The following is a 17,551-nucleotide window of genomic DNA, read 5'->3' as shown; positions in this document are numbered from 1 at the left end:
CCGGCCCGCATTGTGAAGATCGAGAATCAGGCCTTGCAGGCCTGGGCACCCTTTCCGGGAAGCGTGATATTGATGCTCGTGCCCGCACCGGACACGGCGAAACCTTCAGCCACGAAAGGACCGCCTGCCGCCGCCGCCTTGAGCGGGGTGGGGCTGCCACCGGCGGGCGTAACGGTCGCGGAAAGATCGTCCGACAGGAAATCGACCGAAACGATGCTGCTATCCTTGCACCGATATTTCTTGGACGATTTCACCGAAGGCGGCAGCTCGACCGGAGCAGCATTCGCCAATGCGGCGGCCTGATCATCCTGCGGGCTGTGACCCTGAGTCACGGTTGTAGGTTCTGTGTTGCAAGCACCAAGCGCGATAAACGCGCTCAACGCCACGAAAGGGAGGAGGGGTTTTTTAATCATGGTGATCATGCGCTTCGCGGGTGCAGCGCGCCGCGTCAAGCATAGTTGTGTGACATAGTGTCAAATATTTTTGCAGTGCACCACAATTGGCAATAAAAGGAATGTCAAACGATCGAAATTTGAAATACGATTACAGACGCCCGGCGATCCGACAGCGCTATCAATCCCGAAGGACTCATAGTTTAGGGGGTTAAAGTGAAGTGCACTTGCCGCTGCGCCCGGCACTGGTCTATTCCGCCGCCATGACCATCATATCAGACACGCTCTCCCTGATCGGCAACACGCCGCTTGTCCGCCTGGCCGGACCCAGCGCCGACACCGGCTGCGACATCCTCGCCAAATGCGAATATGCCAATCCCGGCGCGTCGGTGAAGGATCGCGCCGCGCTCTACATCGTGAACGATGCCGAGGATAAGGGACTGATCGCGCCCGGCGGAACCATCGTCGAGGGCACAGCGGGCAACACCGGCATCGGCCTGGCGCTGGTCGCCAATGCCAAGGGCTATAAGACGATCATCGTGATGCCAGAAACGCAGAGCCGGGAGAAGATGGATACGCTGCGTGCGCTGGGTGCCGAACTGGTGCTGGTCCCCGCCGCGGCTTATTCGAACCCCGGCCATTTCGTGCACACGTCGCGCCGGATTGCCGAGGAAACCGAAGGCGCAGTCTGGGCCAATCAGTTCGACAATATCGCCAACCGCAAGGCGCATATATTGGGCACGGCCGAAGAAATCTGGGAACAGACCGGCGGCAAGATTGACGGCTTCATCTGCGCCGCGGGCACGGGCGGCACGATTGCCGGGGTGGGGCTGGGCCTGAAGGCGAAGAATGAGGATATCGTGATCGGGCTGGCCGATCCCCATGGCGCGGCGCTGTATGAATATTATGCGCATGGCGAGTTGAAGGCCGAAGGCTCTTCGGTGGCCGAAGGCATCGGCCAGGGGCGGATCACCGCCAATCTGGAAGGCGCGCCGATCGACACGCAATTCCGCATCTCGGATGAAGAGGGGCTGGAGCAGGTGCATCGCCTGCTCGAAGAGGAAGGGCTGTGTCTGGGACTGTCGTCTGGCATCAACGTGGCGGGCGCGGTTGCGCTGGCCAGGCAGATGGGGCCGGGCCACACGATCGTCACGATCCTGTGCGACACCGGATTTCGCTATCTTTCGACGCTCTACAATGCCGAATGGCTGGAATCCAAGGGGCTGACCGTGCCCGCCTCGCTCAAAGACGGATCGAGCCGCTGACGCGATCAGATGTTCGACAAAAGCATTGCAAATGGTTATCCCATGCGTGTGACAGTGCATTTGCCTGAAACCGAGAAGAAGGAACGGCTCCAGCGGGTGCGCATCGGCGCGACCGGGCTGGCGGCGGTTTTGCTCGTGATCCTCGGCGCAGGCGCGCTGACCCGATCGGCCAGCGACGAGACCCCGGTCGATCAGACACCCGGCGTGGAGACACCTGGCGGGCTGCCCGATCTCACCGGCAATGCCGGCGCATCCCAAAAGACGCAGGAGCCGCTGGCCGAACTCGGCGTGGCACCCAGCATGGATGCCAGCAGCGATCCGGCCAATGCCGCGCAGGGGCCGCGCCCCTGATCATCCGCCGCAGGGCTTTGCTGCTCATCGTGGCCGGGGCTTATGCTCTGGCCGAATTGATGTGCGGCATCGGCGCAGGGCGGTTCTTCGAGGCGGAGCGGGCCGAGCCGGATGCTTTTATCGTCGTGCGCCCGATTTTGCTGTTCGGCCTGATCTTGATCATCCGTCGCTGGAATGGTGCGGCGCGATGGGGCGGGGTGGTGGCCGCCCTGGCGCTGGCGCTGATAACGGAGATCATTCTGCTGTCGCGGCTGGGTGGCTTCGATGCGCGTTCCTTCGCGGTGCAATTGGCTTCCGCGCTGCTGCTCGCCGGCCTGCTGGATGCTCTGGTGCAGGCGGCGGGACGCCTCGGGCGTTGGGCGGGGATGCTGCTGGCCGCGCCTCTGGCAGCGGCGCTGATCTGGGCGCAGCCGCTCGCTTTCATTCAGACGATGGCCGAACCCTGGCTCTCCCCCACACCAGAAAAGCTTGCAAAACTGCCGCCGCTGGTGGTGGTCACGGGGCTGCCGATCGTGCGCGGCGAAGGGGATATCGGCGCGTTGCTGTCCGGCACTGCGGCACCAGCCGAAAGCTGGCGCTGGCTGGAGCGGCATTTCCGGACGACGCCTGTCGATTTCGTGACGCCCGAAGCGCTCGCGGGGCGTGGTTTGCTGCTGCTGGCCCAGCCGCGCACGTTGCAGCCGCAGGAATTGGTCGCCATCGATGATTGGTTGCGTAGCGGCGGGCGGGCGCTGGTGCTGGCCGATCCCGCGCTGCACTGGGATAGTCGCTATCCGCTGGGCGATCCGCGCGCGCCGCCACCCATGTCGCTGCTCGATCCGCTGATGACGCGCTGGGGCGTGCGGCTCGATCAGGGCGAGCCTGGTCCGGTGATCATGGATGTGGTCGTCGCTGGCCGGCGCTGGCGGGTGGCCATGGACGCGGCCGGCGTTTTCGTCGCCACAGGCGAGGGATGTCGTGCCGAGTCCGACGGGCGGCTGGCGCGCTGCACGGTGGGGGACGGGCAGGTGTTGCTGGTGGCCGACGCCGATCTGATGGCGGATCGCCTGTGGGTCGCTGCCGGAGCGGACGGCGCGGCGCGCGTGCGCCGGCTGGCGGATAACGGGCCGGTGCTCGGCGCATGGCTGGATAGTCTTGGCGGGATTTCCAGAGACCGTGGCGCGGAGGCCGTGCGCTGGTTTGCGCCGGGCGTTTCATGGTTAACCGCCTTGGCGCTGGCGTGCATTCCAGCGTTATTCGCGCTCATCGCGGGCTTATTCATGAGATTTTGGCCGCGGAGTCGCGCCGCGTGAGTCGCAATGCTTGCGAATACTTTAGGAACAAAATGGCAACTTGACTGGGTGCGCCGAATTTTGACACTTATCGACATTAAAATTATGATTGAAAATCAGTGTGTTGAAGTGTTGTCCCGCAAAATCCCCAATTCACCCCTTTTTTCCCGAGCCAGACCCTGATAACAAAATCTCTTACAGGGCGGGGCACACTTCCCTCTTCGGATAATTAGCACGGGCGCTCACAAAAGGCGATTTTCCGGGCGGGAGAGCTGTGCAGGCCAGGGCAAGGGCATTCACGCGCGTGGCGAGGCAGAGCTATCATGGAGCGGGATTGAGCGTCATCGACGCCAAGGGCCGCGTCTCGATTCCGCCTGAGCTCCGATCCCTCATCCTCGAAAATGGCGCGAACGAGCCTCGTATCGCGCTCAATTTCCATAATTCCGAACAATATCTGGTGGCTTTCGAAAAGGCCTATATTCCCGAGCTTCAGGCCAAGTCCGACCGGGATTATGCCGAGCGCGAAGATCCGAGCCTGACGCGCGATTATTTCGATGACCAGAATTTCGGCACGCTGGAAACCCAGCCATTCGATGCAAGCGGCCGCTTCATCATGTCCCCCGTGATGCGCCGCCTGGGCCAGTTCGAAGATCTGGCCTTCTTCTTCGGGTCAGGCGCGGTCATCCGCATCTGGAACCCGTGGCTCGCGCGGGAATCTGCCCTGGTTCCGCGCGGGCCGAAGGTTATTCTGGAAACCCTGCTCGAACAGAAGGGGCTGCTATGAGCATCCCTCATGTTCCCGTCCTGCGGGACGAAGTGATCCATGGCCTCGCCATTGCCCCCGGCGAAATCCATGTCGATGGCACGTTCGGTGCCGGCGGCTATACCCGTGCCCTGCTCGCCAGCGGGGCCATGGTCTATGCCCTGGACCGCGATCCCGATGCGATTGCCGAAGGCAGTGGCTTGGTGACCTCCAGCGATGGCCGTTTGATCCTGCTGCCCGGCTTGTTTTCCCGCATGGACAAGCTGCTCGCCGAACAGGGCGTGGACGCCGTGGACGGGGTGACGCTGGATATCGGCGTATCCTCGATGCAGCTCGATCGTGCGGACCGGGGTTTTTCGTTCCAGCAGGATGGCCCGCTGGATATGCGCATGGGGCAGGATGGGGAGACCGCCGCCGATTTCCTGAACATGGCCGAGGAAGAGGCGATCGCCGACGTGCTCTATCATTTCGGCGACGAACCGCGCTCACGCCGGGTGGCGCGCGCGATCGTGGCTGCGCGCCCGCTAACCCGCACGTCCGAACTCGCCCATGTCGTCCGCCGTGCGCTGGGCTATAAAGCGCATGACAAGAAGGATCCCGCCACGCGGACCTTCCAGGCGATCCGCATCCACCTCAATCGCGAATTGGGTGAGCTTGAGGATGGGCTTGAGGCCGCCGAACGTGTGCTGAAGCCCGGCGGACGGCTGGCGATCGTGACGTTCCACAGTCTGGAAGACCGGATGGTGAAGCGCTTCCTGCGGGATCGCAGCGGCGGTGCGCCACAGGGTTCGCGTCATTCGCCCGATGTCAGCGGCACCGGGCCTGCCCCCTCGTTCGAGCGCGTGGCCAAGCCAGTGCGCCCGAGCGCGCAGGAATTGGAGCGCAATCCACGGGCGCGCTCCGCCACACTCAGGGTCGCAACCCGCACAGCCAATGCCGCAGGAGGAATGCGATGATCGCCAACCGCTTCAAGCCGATGGGCCTCGTCATGATCGGCATGACCGCCGCGATGGGGTTTTACCTCATTTCGTCGCGCGTGGCGTCCGAACGGACCGAGCTGGAAAAGGTGGATCGGCAGATCCTGGCGGCGAAAAAGCAGATCCGTCAGCTTCAGACCGAGATCGGCACGCGCGCCAGTATGCGCCAGCTTGAGCAATGGAATGGCGAAGTGCTGGCGCTGAGCGCGCCCGACGCCAGTCAATATGTGCAGGAGGCCGCGCTCGGCCATATCGATCGCGTGGGGATCACCGATGGTCCGCGCTTCCTGCCCGCGCAGATGGTGACGGCGATGGCCAATACGGCGCTGCCCGCGCAGATCGCCCCCGCCGTCGTGCGATCCGATGCGGTGGACGTGTCCGGCAATGAGCGCCGCGCGCTGGTCGATGAATCGCGTGCCAAGCCGAAGACCATGGCCGCCGCCGCTCTGGCCGCCCACAAGCCTTCGCCATCCGTCGCCCGGATGGAAAAGAAGCTGCTCGACGATGGGCTGCTTGGCGAACTCGCGCACGCCGCGCGCGCGGAGGAACGCAAGAGGTGACCACGCTCGTCGCCCGTCCCCACCGCGTCCGCCATGCCGGCCAGCGCTATCAATGGCTGGTGACGGCGCATTACCGGCTGATGGTGATGATGCTGGTGTTTCTGGGCGTGGGCCTGTTGATCGGGCTGCGACTGTCTTATCTCGCGGTGTTCGGCGATGAGCCGCGCAGCCGTGTCGCGGGCACGCTGGTGCCCTTGCGCGGCGATATCGTCGATCGCAACGGCGTGCCGCTGGCGCGCACGATCGACGCCTGGTCGATCGGGGTGCATCCCGATCGTCTGCTGGGCAAGCCCGAGGATCTCGCACCGCAACTCGCCGCGCTGCTGCCCGAGCATGACGCCGGCTGGTATCTGGCCGTCCTGCGTTCGGGCAAGAGCTTCACCTATCTGCGTCGCCGCGCGCTGCCCGAACTGGTCGCCAAGATCAACGCGCTGGGCGAACCCGCCATGGCCTTCGCGCGCGAGCCCGAAAGGCTCTATCCGCAGACCACATTGGCGGCGCATGTGCTGGGTTATACCGATTTCGACGGGCATGGCGTGACCGGCATGGAGCGGGTGCTGGATGATCGCCTGACCGATCCGGCGCAGCGCGGCACGCCCGTGGCGCTTTCGATCGACAGCCGGGTGCAGGCGGCAATGGAGAGCGAGCTTTTCGCAGCGATGACCAGCCAGCAGGCCGTGGGGGCCACCGGGCTGGTGCTTGACGTGGCCACTGGCGAAGTGATCGCGATGGCGTCGATGCCCGTTTATAATCCCAACAAGGTGGGGCAATCGCCCCCGGAGGCGCGCCGCAATAATGTGACCCAGAGCGTCTATGAACTCGGCTCGACGTTCAAGCCGATCACCATGGCGGCGGCCATCGACGACGGTGTGGTGACCTCCATGGCGAAGCGCTATGATGCCACCGCGCCCGTCGCCATCGGCCGCTTCCGCATCAAGGACGATCATCCAGCCGGACGCTGGCTCAATGTGCCCGAAACGCTGATCCAGAGCTCCAACATCGTCACCGCGCGGATCGCCGACGAAATGGGTCAGGCGCGGATGGAAGCGGTGTTCCGCAATCTGGGTTTCGATAAGCCGCCGGTGATCGAATTGCGCGAAAAGGGCCGCACGCTCTGGCCGCGCGACTGGGGCCGGGCCACCACGCTGACCACCGCTTACGGTCATGGTATCGCCGTAACGCCGCTGCATTTGGCGACGGCCTATGCCGCGCTGGTCAATGGCGGCACGCTGCGGCCGGCAACGCTTTATCGCGTCGCACCGGGCAAGGCAGCGGTCGGCCGCAGGGTCTTCACCGAATCGACCAGCGCGCGGATGCGTCAGTTGCTTCGTCTTGTGGTGATGCAGGGCACCGGCAAACGCGCCGAAGCGCCCGGTTACCGCGTTGGCGGCAAGACGGGCACGGCTGAAAAGCCGCAGGCGGGCGGCTATTCGAAAAGCGTGAATGTCTCCACCTTTGCCGCCGTCTTCCCCATGGACAAGCCCCGCTATGTGGTCATCGCCATGCTCGATGCGCCCAAGGGCAGCGCCGAATCCTCCGGGCTGACCACCGCCGGCTACACCGCTGCACCCGTCGTTTCCCGCGTGATCGCCCGCACCGGCCCGATGCTGGGTGTGATCCCCGACGCCAATAAGGAAATCGACTTGAGCGATCTGCTGCCTCTGATCTGGAAACCGAAGGGGCACGAATGATGCGGCTGGGAATGCTCACGGGTGGGGATGAAACGCAGACGGTGACGGGCTTCGCGATCGATCATCGCAAAGTCGCGCCCGGCACGATCTTCGGGGCATTTCAGGGCGCGGCGCACAATGGCGAGGATTTCATTCCCGCCGCGATCGCCGCCGGTGCCGTTGCGATCGTCGCGCGGCCGGGGCTTGAGATCGCGGGTGCAGCCTATATCGCGACTGATGAACCGCGCGCGCATTTCGCGCGGCTCGCCGCGAAATTCTTTGCCCCTTTCCCGCAAACCGTGGTCGCCGTGACGGGCACCAACGGCAAGACCTCGACCGTGGAGCTGACCCGTCAGCTCTGGCGGATGGCGGGGTATCATGCCGCGTCGATCGGCACGCTCGGCGTCACCACCGGGGGGGATCAGACCAAGACCGGGCTGACCACGCCCGATGTGGTCACGTTCCTTTCCAACGTCGCCGGGCTCGAGCGCGAAGGCGTGACGCATCTGGCCTTCGAAGCCTCGTCGCACGGCCTCTCGCAATATCGCACCGAGGGTCTGCCGGTCCAGGCGGCCGCCTTTACCAATCTCAGCCGCGATCATCTCGATTATCATGGCGATATGGCGGCCTATTTCACCGCCAAATTGCGGCTTTTTTCCGAAGTGGTGGATGCCAGGGGTTCGGCCGTGATCTGGGCGGACGACGAAGCGTCCGCGCGGGTTGTGGATCTGGCTCGTGAGCGGGGGCTCCGAGTGCTGGGTGTGGGCGTGCACGGGGATGCGCTTCGGCTCGTCTCGCGCGCCCCCACCCAGTTGGGGCAATCGCTGGTGATCGAAGCGGGTGGCGAGACGCACAATGTGAACCTGCCGCTCATCGGTGCCTATCAGGCGGCAAACGCGCTGATCGCGGCGGGCCTCGTGCTGGCGACGGGCGGCGAATTGAAGACCGTCCTCGGCCATCTGGCGCGGTTGCAGCCGGTGCGCGGGCGGCTTGAGCGCGCCGTGATCACGCGGACGGGCGCGCCGGTTTATGTCGATTATGCGCACACGCCCGATGCGATCGAGGCGGCGATCCTGGCGCTCAAGCCCCATGCGGCGGGGCGGATGATCGTGGTGATCGGTGCCGGCGGGGATCGCGACACGGGCAAGCGCCCGGAAATGGGCGCGGCGGCGGTAAAGCTCGCCGATCATGTGATCGTCACCGACGACAATCCGCGCAGCGAGGATCCCGCAGCGATCCGGCGGGACATCATGGCGGGTGCAGCCGGCGCGATCGAGATCGGCGGACGGCGCGACGCCATTGCAGCGGCCATCGCCGAAGCCGGGCCGGGCGATATCGTGCTGATCGCGGGCAAGGGCCATGAGCAGGGACAGATCGTGGGGGATCGGGTGCTGCCGTTCGATGACGTGTCCGTCGCGCGGGAATGCGCGGCGTGATACTCCAGCCATCCACATTTCCGTTCAGGCTGAGCCTGTCGAAGCCTTTTGCTTCTTCTGCAGCGGTGCCGGAGAAAAAAAAGGGGCTTCGACAGGCTCAGCCCGAACGGGCATGGGCAGAGGCGGCATCATGAGCCTCTGGACCTCCCAGCAGCTCGCGGAAGCGACTGGCGGCACGGCATCGGCCCCGTTCGAAGTGAACGGGGTCGCTTTCGATTCGCGGGAGATCGGCCCCGGCGATCTGTTTCTCGCGCTGAAGGGCGAGGAAACCGACGGTCATCTGTTCATCGAAAAGGCATTTGGTCTGGGCGCGGCGGGTGTGATCACCGCCAAACCCGTGAACCATCCACATATCCTGGTCGCGGATACAACCGCGGCGCTGGATGCCCTTGGGGTCGCAGCAAGGGCCAGGACGGCGGCGAAAATCGCCGGCGTCACGGGGTCGGTGGGCAAGACCGGCACGAAGGAAGCGCTGTTCGCGGCGCTCGATCGCTTCGCGCCCGGCCGTGCCCACCGGTCCGTGAAGAGTTATAACAATCATGTCGGCGTGCCGCTGAGCCTGTCCCGGATGCCGGCCGCCACGCGCTTCGGCGTGTTCGAAATGGGGATGAACCATGCGGGCGAACTGGCGGGGCTCACGCAGATCGTGCGTCCGCATGTCGCCATCGTCACCGCCATCGCGCCCGCGCATCAGGAATATTTCAGCAGCCTCGAAGCCATTGCTGACGCCAAGGGGGAGATTTTTGCCGGGCTGGAGCCGGGCGGCACAGCGATCATCCCGTTCGACAGCCCCTATCGCGACCGCCTGATTGCAGCCGCCAAGCCTTATGCCGCCAATATCGTGACCTTCGGGCTGGGCGAGGGTGCCGATGTTCGCGCGGTGGAGGCGATGCGCGCGCCGCATGGCGGCACGATGATCAATGCCAAGCTGCCCGACGCAGAGCTGTTCTTCACGGTCGCTTTGCCCGGCGCGCATTGGGTGTCCAACGCGATGGCGGTGATCGCCGCGGTCGATGCGATGGGGGGCGATCTGGCGCAGGCCGGGCTGGCGCTTGGCGATATGGCCGGCCTGCCGGGGCGCGGCGCGCGGCACACGATTGCAGCGGGCGAAGGCACGGCGCTGTTGATAGACGAAAGCTATAATGCCAATCCCGCCTCCATGACGGCCACGATCGGCCAGCTTGGCGAGGAAGCTGCCGGGCGCAGGATCGTGATCCTGGGCGCGATGCGCGAATTGGGCGGCGATACCGATGCCTTCCATGCCGCCATCGCCAAACCGATCGAAGCGGCGAAGGTCGATTTCGCGCTGCTGGTCGGCCGGGAAATGGGCGCGCTCGCTTCTGCACTTGAGGGCCGCGTCGATTTCGCGCATGTGCCCGATGCGTCCACCGCCATCGATCGCCTTCCCGGCTTGATCGGTGCGGGGGACGCCATTCTCATCAAGGGATCCAACGCGATCGGGCTGTCCCGCGTCGTTGCGGCTCTGACTTCGCCGGACGGAACCGACTGATGCTATACTGGCTCGCACAACAGCTCGATTTTCCCGGCATCCTGAACCTGATCCGCTATCTGAGCTTTCGTACCGGGGCGTCGATCGCGACCGCTTTGGTCATCGGCCTCGTCATCGGCCCGCGCTTCATCGGCTGGCTGCGCTTGCGGCAGGGCAAGGGGCAGCCGATCCGCGAAGATGGCCCGCAGACGCATCTGGCCAAGCGCGGCACGCCCACCATGGGCGGGTTGATGATCCTGACGGCGGTTTCGCTTTCGATGCTGATCTGGATGGACCTGTCCAACCTCTATGTCTGGGCCTGCCTGTTCGTGACGCTCGGTTTCGGCGCGATCGGGTTTCTGGACGATTATGACAAGGTGAAGAAGGCCAGCCACAAGGGCGTCTCGGGCAAGGTGCGGCTTGCGGGCGAATTCCTGATCGCCGGCTTTGCAAGCTGGATGATCGTCAGTCAGTCCGGCACCTTGCTTTATGTGCCCTTCCTCAATTATCCGCCGCTAGATCTGGGGTATTTCTACATATTGTTCGCCGCCTTCACGATCGTGTCGTTCGGCAATGCGGTCAACCTCACCGATGGGCTGGACGGCTTGGCCACCTTCCCGGTGATCATCGCCAGCCTGGCGTTCCTCGTGATCGTCTACATGGCGGGCAATGCCAAATTCGCCGGCTATCTGGGCATCCCGCATGTGCCGGGGGCGGGCGATCTCGCGATCTTCTGCGGCGCGATCATGGGGGCGTGTCTGGCGTTCTTGTGGTTCAATGCGCCGCCGGCCGCGGTGTTCATGGGCGACACCGGCAGTCTCGCTTTGGGCGGGGCGCTCGGCGCGATCGCTGTCACCGCGCATCATGAGATCGTGCTGGGGATCGTCGGCGGGCTGTTCGTGGTCGAGGCGATGTCGGTCATCATCCAGGTGTTCTTCTACAAGCGCACCGGCAAGCGCGTGTTTCGCATGGCGCCGATCCATCATCATTTCGAACAGCTTGGCTGGGCCGAGGCGACTGTGGTGATCCGCTTCTGGATCGTCTCGATCGTGCTGGCGCTGGCCGGTCTCGCCACGTTGAAAATCCGGTGATCGTCTCCGACGCCTTTCGCGGCAAGCGCTATGCGGTTCTGGGCCTTGCGCGCTCGGGGCTGGCCACGGTGCGCGCGCTTGCGGCCTCTGGCGCGCAGATGACCGCATGGGATAGCAATCCCGATGCGATCGAAGAACTCCGTTTGTCCCGAGCGCAATCGAGGGACGTGGACGCGTACCAGCGTGTCTCGACTTCGCTCGACACAAACGGAGTTTTGGATTTTCAGGATCCGCTTGAGATCGATCTGGCGGGCTTCGACGGCGTGGTGGTGTCACCCGGCGTGCCGCTCAATCGCCATCCGATCGCCAAGCGTGCCGCGGATGCGGGCGTGCCTGTGATCGGTGATATCGAACTGTTCGCACAAGCCCGCGCCAGCCTGCCGCCGCATAAGGTGGTTGGCATCACTGGCACAAACGGCAAATCGACCACCACCGCGCTGATCCATCATATCGTGAAAGCGGCGGGCATCCCCACCACGTTGGGCGGCAATATCGGTCTGCCGATCTTGGGACAGGATCCGCTGGCGGCGGGCGGAATTTACGTGCTTGAGCTGTCGAGCTACCAGATAGATCTGACCTTTTCGCTCGATTGCGATGTGGCCGTGCTGCTGAACATCACGCCGGATCATCTGGATCGCTATGACGGCTTTGCGGGCTATGCGGGGTCGAAAATGCGGCTTTTCGAGATGCAATCATCTAATCATTTCGCAATTCTTGGATTTGATGATCCGGAAGTGCGGTCAAGGTCTGCACTGCCGCTTTGGTTTAACCGCGGTGAAAAGTTGGTGTTAAGTACGATCGACGAGATCACCGATCAATCCGCATGGCCGACGCTGCAAGGCCCGCATAATGCGCAAAATGCCGCCGTCGCCATTGCCGTCACCCGCGCACTCGATATCGACGATGCGATGATCTTCGCCGCGCTCAAAACCTACCCAGGCCTGCCGCACCGCATGGAAATCGTGCTCGAACGCGGCGGCGTTCTGTTCGTCAATGACAGCAAGGCCACCAACCCGACATCCACCGCGCCCGCCCTCGCAGCCTATCCGAAAATCCACTGGATCCTCGGCGGGCAGGCCAAGACGAATGACCTCGATGCCTGTGCGCCGCACTTCGATCATGTGGTCGCGGCCTATACCATTGGCGATTCCGCCCAGATGTTCGCCGATCTGCTCGCGCCGCATATGGTGGTCAGCAATTGCGGTGACCTGAAAACGGCTGTGGGCGTTGCGGCGGAGGCAGCGCGGAGCGGGGAGACCGTGTTGCTCTCCCCCGCCTGTGCCTCATTCGATCAATTCCGTGATTTCGAAGCGCGCGGCGATGCGTTTCGCGTGGCAGTGGAGGCTCTGGGCTGATGGCATCGATCCCCGGTTTCGGACCCGTCGTTCCCCGCAGCAAGACCAAGGTCGGCGTACTCTCGCGCTTCGGCCGCGACGATCGCTCGTCCTTCAGCCTGTGGTTCTGGGAGATCGACCGCTTCCTGCTGCTGTTCGTCACCTTGCTGATCTCCATCGGCCTGATCGCGGTGGCCGCCGCGTCTCCTGCGGCGGCGGAGCGCTATTCGGGTGGCGGCGTGAAGGTCAATCCGCTCCATTATTTCTATATGCAGCTTGCCTGGGTGGTGATCAGCGTCCCCGTGATGCTGTTCATTTCCACCTGGCCGAAGGATGTGGCGCGTCGCGTCGCGCTTTCGGGCGCGATCCTGTTCGCCTTCATGCTGGTGCTGGTGCCTTTTTTCGGCGAGGAAGTGAACGGCGCGCGGCGCTGGGTGGGCTGGGGCGCGGCACGGCTGCAGCCTTCGGAATTTCTCAAACCCATGTTCGTGGTGGGCCTGGCCTGGCTTCTATCGCTCAAGGCACAGGATCGCACGCTGCCGCTGGTGCCGATTTCCGGCATGATCACCGGGCTGATCGCCTTGTTCCTCATGAAGCAGCCCGATTTCGGCCAGACCGTGATCTTTGCCGCGATCTGGATGACGCTGCTGCTGCTGTCCGGCGTCAATTCGCGGATCATCGGCTGGCTGGTCGGCGGCGGCGTCGCCGGGATCGTCTGCGCCTATCTGTTCTATGATGTCGCGACCAAGCGCATCAACGATTTCATCTTCGCCGAGGGCGACACCTATCAGACGGATATGGCGCACGCCACGCTGACCGCGGGCGGCCTTTTCGGCACCGGCCCCGGCGGCGGGCAGATGAAGTTCCGCCTGCCCGAAGCGCATACCGATTATATCTTTTCCGTAATCGGCGAGGAGTTCGGCCTGATCGCCTGCTTCGCCATCGCAGCGCTCTATATCGCGATCGTGGTCCGCGTGTTCGTGAAGCTGCTGGAGGAGGAAGACATGTTCCTGCTACTGGCCTCTGCCGGTCTGGCCACGCAATTCGGGCTGCAGGCGCTGATCAACATGGCGGTGAATGTCCAGCTTGCACCGTCCAAGGGGATGACGCTGCCGTTCATCAGCTATGGTGGATCATCCATGCTCGCTTTGTCGATCGGCTTCGGACTCCTGCTCGCATTTACCCGCCGTAACCCGTATCTGTCACGCTCGCCCTATGTGAGCAGAGGTGGTGGGATATGAATTTCGTGCGGCATTTCGTTCTGGCGGCGGGCGGCACCGGGGGGCACATGATCCCGGCGCACGCGCTGGCGCGCGCGCTGATGGAGCGGGGCCATCATGTCGCCCTGGTGACTGATGAACGCGGCGCGCGCATTCCCGGCCTGTTCGATGGCGTGCAGACGCATGTGCTGCCCGCCGGGCGCCTCTCCAAATCGCCGGCCGGCCTGTGGCGCGCGGGCAAGTCTATCCTGGCGGGCCGCGCGATGGCGATGCGGCTGTATGAGACGTTCCGGCCCACCGCCGTGATCGGCTTTGGCGGCTATCCCGCTTTGCCGTCGCTGCTCGGTGCGTTGAAGGCAGGTATTCCGACAGCGGTGCATGAGCAGAATGCCGTGCTGGGTCGCGTCAACCGGCTGCTCGCGGGCCGCGTCGATGCGATCGCGACGGCCTATCCCGAAGTGAAGCGCCTCGCCGAAAAGCATATCGGCAAGGTGCATCTGATCGGGAATCCGGTGCGTGATGAAGTGCTGGCGCTCCGCGATCAGCCGTTCCCCACGCTGGAGGACGATGGCGTTTTCCGTTTGCTCGTGACCGGGGGCAGCCAGGGCGCATCGATCCTGTCCGACGTGGTGCCGGCTGGTCTGGCCATGCTGCCGCTCAATTTCCGTCGCCGCCTGCAGGTGACGCAGCAATGCCGCGTCGAGGATATCGACAAGGTGCGCGCGACCTATGCCGAACTGGGCATTCCCGCCGATCTGGCAACCTATCTCCCTGATCTGCCAGAGCGGCTGGGCTGGTCCCACCTTGTGATCGCGCGCGCGGGCGCATCGACGATTGCGGAGCTGACCGCGGCGGGGCGCCCTGCGATCCTCGTGCCGCTGCCTTCCGCCACCGATGATCACCAGAGCTATAATGTGCGCGAAATGGTGGCGGCGGGCGGCGCGCGCTCGATCCCGCAAAAGGCGTTCACCCCGGTCGAGCTGGGCAAGCAGATGCAAAAACTGGCGCTGGAGCCGGGCGCGCTGGCCAATGCGGCGAAGCGCGCGCGCGATTGCGGGCGGCCCGAAGCCGCGCGCGATCTGGCGGACTTACTGGAAGGCATGGGCGCAGCGCCCATCGGCGGAGAAACGATCAAGATGCGGCCTACACCCACCATCGGCACAGCGCAGGCTTTCGCATGAGGGGCGTGCACACCGATATCGGGACGATCCATTTCATCGGCATCGGCGGCATCGGCATGTCCGGCATTGCACGCGTGATGAACAATCTGGGGTATAAGGTTCAGGGGTCCGACAGCGCCGAGAGCGCGACCGTGCAGCAATTGCGCGAGCGCGGGATCGATGTGATGATCGGCCATGCCGCCGAAAATCTGCGCGATGCGCGCGTGGTGGTCACCTCCACCGCGATCAAGCGCGGCAATCCCGAAGTCGAGCTGGCGCTGGAGAAGCGCATTCCCGTGGTCCGCCGCGCGGAGATGCTGGCGGAGCTGATGCGGCTGAAATCCACCGTCGCGGTGGCGGGCACGCATGGCAAGACGACGACGACCTCGATGATCGCGGCAATGCTGGATGCGGGCGGCTTCGATCCTACCGTGATCAACGGCGGGATCATCAACAATTATGGCTCCAACGCGCGTCTGGGCGAAGGCGAGTGGATGGTGGTGGAGGCCGATGAGAGCGATGGCAGCTTCCTGCGGCTGGATGGCACGCTGGCGGTGGTCACCAATATCGATCCCGAGCATCTCGATCATTATGGCAGCTTCGATGCGGTGAAGACCGCCTTCGTCGAGTTCGTCGAGAATGTGCCCTTTTATGGGGCGGCGTTCCTCTGCCTCGATCATCCCGAAGTGCAGGCGATCCTGCCGCGCGTCCGCGATCGTCGGATCGTCACCTATGGCTTTTCCGCGCAAGCCGATGTGCGCGCGGATAATGTGACGCCGATCCCGGCGGGCAATCGCTTCGACGTGGTGGTGCGGTCCGTTGACGATGTGATCCGTCGCATCGATGGCGTGATGCTGCCGATGCCGGGCCGTCACAATGTGCAGAATGCGCTGGCGGCGATCTGTGTTGCGATCGAAATGGGCATCCCCGACGAGACGATCATCGAGGGCTTCTCGAAATTCGGCGGCGTGAAGCGGCGCTTCACCAATGTGGGCGAAATCGACGGGATCACCGTGATCGACGATTATGGTCATCATCCGGTGGAAATCCGCGCGGCGCTGTCTGCAGCGCGCGAAGGCGTCGCTGGTCGGGTGATCGCGGTGGTCCAGCCGCATCGCTATTCGCGCCTCGGCGATCTGATGGATGATTTTCAGCAGGCGTTCAACGATGCGGACATGGTCTATGTCACACCGGTCTATGCCGCGGGCGAACAGCCGGTGGAGGGCGTGAGCGCGGCGGCATTGGTCGCTGGTCTGCGTCAGCGCGGGCATCGGGCCGCAAACGAGATCGCCGACGCCGATGCGCTGGCGGCGGCGCTGGCTGTGGCAGGGCAGCCGGGCGATATGGTCGTGTGCCTTGGCGCTGGCGATATCACGAAATGGGCCGCTGGCCTGGCGGATGGCATCAAGGCGGTGCGCGCGTGATGCCTGCATCATCCCCCACTCCATTTGTCCCGAGCGACGTCGAGGGACGTTGGTGCGTCGGCGAGATGTCTCGATGGAGCCTGTCCCGAGCGACGCCGCAGGCGGCGTCGAGGGGCTCGACACAAACGGATTTTGGGATGCGGAAGGGGTTCGCGTGACCCTCGCGCTGGCCCTTCCCCCTGTGCGCGGCAAGTTGACGGCGCAGGCACCTTTGGCGCCGCTCGTGTGGTTCAAGGCGGGTGGTACTGCGGAATGGCTGTTCGAGCCCAAGGATGTCGATGATCTCAGCGCCTTCTTGGCCGATCTTGATCCGGCGGTGCCGGTGATGGGTCTGGGTCTCGGATCGAACATGATCGTGCGCGATGGCGGGGTGCCCGGTGTCGTGGTGCGGCTGGGCAAGGCGTTCGCCAAGGTCGAGGCGCTGGATGCGACCACATTGTCCTGCGGCGGCGGGGCGAGCGGCATTCTCGTCTCCTCCACGGCGCGCGATGCGGGCATTGGCGGGCTTGAGTTTCTGCGGTCGATCCCCGGCACGGTCGGCGGGTTCGTGCGGATGAACGGCGGCGCTTATGGCCGTGAGGTCAAGGATATATTGGTGGATTGCGACGTCGTGCTGCGCTCGGGTGCGCGGGAAACGCTGTCGCTTGACGCGCTTGGCTATCGCTACCGGCATAGCACCTTGCCCGAAGGTGCGATCGTGGTGAGCGCCACCTTTCGTGGCCATGTCGCCGATCCCGTCGCGATCCAGGCGGAGATGGACCGCATCGCTGCTGCGCGCGAGGAATCGCAACCGCTGCGCAGCAAGACGGGCGGATCGACCTTCAAGAATCCGCAAGACCACAAGGCCTGGGCTTTGGTCGATGAAGCCGGCTGCCGTGGCCTCACGATCGGCGACGCGCAGGTATCGGAAAAGCACTGCAATTTCCTGCTCAATCTCGGCAGCGCGACTTCGGCGCAGATCGAGGCCTTGGGCGAGGAAGTGCGACGCCGGGTGAAAGAGAAATCGGGCGTGACGCTTGAATGGGAAATCCAGCGTATTGGAATTAACTCCCTCTCCCCTTCAGGGGAGAGGGCCGGGGAGAGGGGGCCATCCTCATGAATGACGTTAGAAACCCCCGTCTCCCAACCCTCTCCCCTGAAGGGGAGAG

The 17,551-nt window shown here is 64.1% G+C and carries 16 protein-coding genes; 15 read left to right on the top strand and 1 reads right to left on the bottom strand.

Going from position 1 to position 17,551, the window contains the following annotated elements; genetic code table 11:
- Positions 1-26: 26 nt before the first annotated feature.
- Positions 27-332 carry a hypothetical protein gene (locus FHS49_RS10405; protein WP_343052960.1) on the bottom strand — a complete coding sequence of 102 codons (306 nt, stop codon included), beginning with the start codon at positions 330-332 and terminating at the stop codon, positions 27-29.
- Between the two features lie 323 nt (positions 333-655).
- On the opposite strand from FHS49_RS10405, the gene FHS49_RS10400 reads away from it, so the two are divergent.
- The 15 genes from FHS49_RS10400 to murB all read left to right on the top strand — a co-directional run bounded on the left by FHS49_RS10400 (position 656) and on the right by murB (position 17,502).
- The gene (locus FHS49_RS10400) at positions 656-1,657 is read left to right on the top strand and encodes a cysteine synthase A (RefSeq protein WP_184018116.1); all 1,002 of its coding nucleotides are present in this window, start codon (positions 656-658) and stop codon (positions 1,655-1,657) included.
- A gap of 42 nt (positions 1,658-1,699) precedes the next feature.
- A complete protein-coding gene (locus FHS49_RS10395; RefSeq protein ID WP_184018114.1) occupies positions 1,700-2,008 on the top strand; it encodes a hypothetical protein in 309 nt (102 codons plus the stop codon).
- Between the two features lie 29 nt (positions 2,009-2,037).
- On the top strand, positions 2,038-3,300 hold the full coding sequence (locus FHS49_RS10390) for a Gldg family protein (RefSeq protein WP_184018113.1): 1,263 nt from the start codon (positions 2,038-2,040) through the stop codon (positions 3,298-3,300).
- Positions 3,301-3,613: 313 nt separating this feature from the next.
- Positions 3,614-4,063, top strand: coding sequence for a hypothetical protein (locus FHS49_RS10385; protein WP_184018112.1), 450 nt, complete (start codon positions 3,614-3,616; stop codon positions 4,061-4,063).
- A complete protein-coding gene (gene rsmH, locus FHS49_RS10380; protein ID WP_184018111.1) occupies positions 4,060-4,998 on the top strand; it encodes a 16S rRNA (cytosine(1402)-N(4))-methyltransferase RsmH in 939 nt (312 codons plus the stop codon). Before FHS49_RS10385 ends, rsmH begins: the two co-directional genes overlap by 4 nt.
- Positions 4,995-5,579 (top strand): hypothetical protein, encoded by a 585-nt coding sequence (locus FHS49_RS10375; RefSeq protein ID WP_184018109.1) that lies wholly within the window; start codon positions 4,995-4,997, stop codon positions 5,577-5,579. The genes rsmH and FHS49_RS10375 overlap by 4 nt, the downstream gene beginning before the upstream one ends.
- On the top strand, positions 5,576-7,270 hold the full coding sequence (locus FHS49_RS10370) for a penicillin-binding transpeptidase domain-containing protein (RefSeq protein WP_184018107.1): 1,695 nt from the start codon (positions 5,576-5,578) through the stop codon (positions 7,268-7,270). The genes FHS49_RS10375 and FHS49_RS10370 overlap by 4 nt, the downstream gene beginning before the upstream one ends.
- Positions 7,270-8,685 (top strand): UDP-N-acetylmuramoyl-L-alanyl-D-glutamate--2,6-diaminopimelate ligase, encoded by a 1,416-nt coding sequence (locus FHS49_RS10365; protein WP_184018613.1) that lies wholly within the window; start codon positions 7,270-7,272, stop codon positions 8,683-8,685. Before FHS49_RS10370 ends, FHS49_RS10365 begins: the two co-directional genes overlap by 1 nt.
- A gap of 130 nt (positions 8,686-8,815) precedes the next feature.
- The gene (locus FHS49_RS10360; protein WP_184018105.1) at positions 8,816-10,195 is read left to right on the top strand and encodes a UDP-N-acetylmuramoyl-tripeptide--D-alanyl-D-alanine ligase; all 1,380 of its coding nucleotides are present in this window, start codon (positions 8,816-8,818) and stop codon (positions 10,193-10,195) included.
- Positions 10,195-11,265: a phospho-N-acetylmuramoyl-pentapeptide-transferase gene (gene mraY / locus FHS49_RS10355; protein WP_184018103.1), complete on the top strand. Its 1,071-nt coding sequence runs from the start codon at positions 10,195-10,197 to the stop codon at positions 11,263-11,265. The genes FHS49_RS10360 and mraY overlap by 1 nt, the downstream gene beginning before the upstream one ends.
- Positions 11,262-12,620, top strand: a complete 1,359-nt coding sequence (murD, locus tag FHS49_RS10350) for a UDP-N-acetylmuramoyl-L-alanine--D-glutamate ligase (protein ID WP_184018101.1) — start codon at positions 11,262-11,264, stop codon at positions 12,618-12,620. The genes mraY and murD overlap by 4 nt, the downstream gene beginning before the upstream one ends.
- A complete protein-coding gene (locus tag FHS49_RS10345; RefSeq protein ID WP_184018098.1) occupies positions 12,620-13,840 on the top strand; it encodes an FtsW/RodA/SpoVE family cell cycle protein in 1,221 nt (406 codons plus the stop codon). The genes murD and FHS49_RS10345 overlap by 1 nt, the downstream gene beginning before the upstream one ends.
- Positions 13,837-15,000 (top strand): undecaprenyldiphospho-muramoylpentapeptide beta-N-acetylglucosaminyltransferase, encoded by a 1,164-nt coding sequence (murG, locus tag FHS49_RS10340; protein WP_184018096.1) that lies wholly within the window; start codon positions 13,837-13,839, stop codon positions 14,998-15,000. Before FHS49_RS10345 ends, murG begins: the two co-directional genes overlap by 4 nt.
- Positions 14,997-16,403, top strand: a complete 1,407-nt coding sequence (gene murC, locus FHS49_RS10335) for a UDP-N-acetylmuramate--L-alanine ligase (RefSeq protein WP_184018094.1) — start codon at positions 14,997-14,999, stop codon at positions 16,401-16,403. Before murG ends, murC begins: the two co-directional genes overlap by 4 nt.
- Positions 16,404-16,557: 154 nt before the next feature.
- Positions 16,558-17,502, top strand: a complete 945-nt coding sequence (gene murB / locus FHS49_RS10330; RefSeq protein WP_343052958.1) for a UDP-N-acetylmuramate dehydrogenase — start codon at positions 16,558-16,560, stop codon at positions 17,500-17,502.
- Positions 17,503-17,551 lie beyond the last annotated feature (49 nt).

It is taken from the genome of Sphingobium boeckii, from assembly GCF_014199215.1.
Classification (GTDB): Bacteria; Pseudomonadota; Alphaproteobacteria; order Sphingomonadales; family Sphingomonadaceae; genus Sphingobium_A; species Sphingobium_A boeckii.
This window is presented reverse-complemented; position numbering and strand designations above follow the sequence as displayed.